Raw genomic sequence first — 1,110 nt, 5'->3', positions numbered from 1 at the left:
TATTGATCAGAAACTCATGGGGTTCTCGTTCAAGACGTAGCGGACGTGCGGGCCGCCGAAGTAGCCGCGGACGATGTGCGGCTGACGCTGGCGTCTGCGGAAGAAGCGGCGGGTCTCGGCGGCGAGTTCGGCCTGGTCCCGGGCCCGGTGCTGCTTGGGCAGGCTGTGCTTGAGGTCGGCGTTGACCAGCTCGTCGGGGTTCAGCTCGGGCGAGTACGGCGGCAGGAAGTGCAGCTCGATGTCGTCAGGGTGGGCGGCGAGCCAGTCGCGGACCTTCCTGGAACGGTGGGCGGAGTGCCCGTCGACGACGAGATGGATCTTGCGGTCGAAGTGGCCGGCCAGCCGGTCCAGGAAGCGGCACATCACCTCGGCGGTGAAGCTCTCGGCGAAGACCATGAAGTGCATCCGGCCCTTGGTGCTGATCGCGGACACCGCGTTCACCGAGAACCGGTTCCCAGTCCGCCGCACGACGGGCGTGTTCCCCTTCTCTCCCCAGGTGCGGCCGGTGACCTGGTCGGATCGGATGCCGACCTGGTCGGCGAACAGGACCTCGCCGCCGTCCTTCCTCGCCTTCGCCCGGATCGCCGGCCAGGTCTCCTCGTGCCAACGGCGCACGGCCTCCGGGTCCTGCTCCACGGCCCGCTTGTCCGGACGCTGGAAGGACAGCCCCCACCGCTTCAGGTACTTGCCCACCCCCGGTTCTGTCAGCCGCACCCGGTACAGCTTCGCGATCAGGTCACCGATCAGCCGCCGCGTCCACAACTGCCCGCTCAAGCCCACGTCGCAGGGCCGGTGATCGAGGACCGCCTGCCGCACAGCGGCCTGCTCGGCCTCCCCGAGCACCTGGTGCACCCCGACCGGCTTGCCCCGCGGCCGCATGACCAGCGCCTCCCGCCCGCCGGCCTGCCACTTCGCCCACCAGATGTCGACCGCCTTCAGCGACACCCCGAACACCGCCGCCACGTCCTCACGGTCCCGCCCCGCCACCAACGCGGCCACCGCCCGCAGCCGAAGGGCCTCCTGCGCCGACGGCGACAGATGCCGCGCGTCCCCCACCAGATCGCTCACACCCCACCAACGACCCAGAACCCAAACCGTTTCGGATCAATA

General features: G+C 69.5%; 1 protein-coding gene. It reads right to left on the bottom strand.

Annotated elements, in window-relative coordinates; translation table 11 throughout:
• Positions 1-6: 6 nt before the first annotated feature.
• A complete protein-coding gene (locus tag QK442_RS36180) occupies positions 7-1,008 on the bottom strand; it encodes an IS630 family transposase (protein WP_282698385.1) in 1,002 nt (333 codons plus the stop codon).
• Between the last annotated feature and the right edge of the window lie 102 nt (positions 1,009-1,110).

The organism is Streptomyces sp. CC208A (assembly GCF_030010625.1).
In the GTDB taxonomy this organism is placed as follows: domain Bacteria; phylum Actinomycetota; class Actinomycetes; order Streptomycetales; family Streptomycetaceae; genus Streptomyces.
The sequence above is the reverse complement of the archived record's forward strand: the minus strand, read 5'-3'. Positions and strand labels throughout refer to the sequence as shown.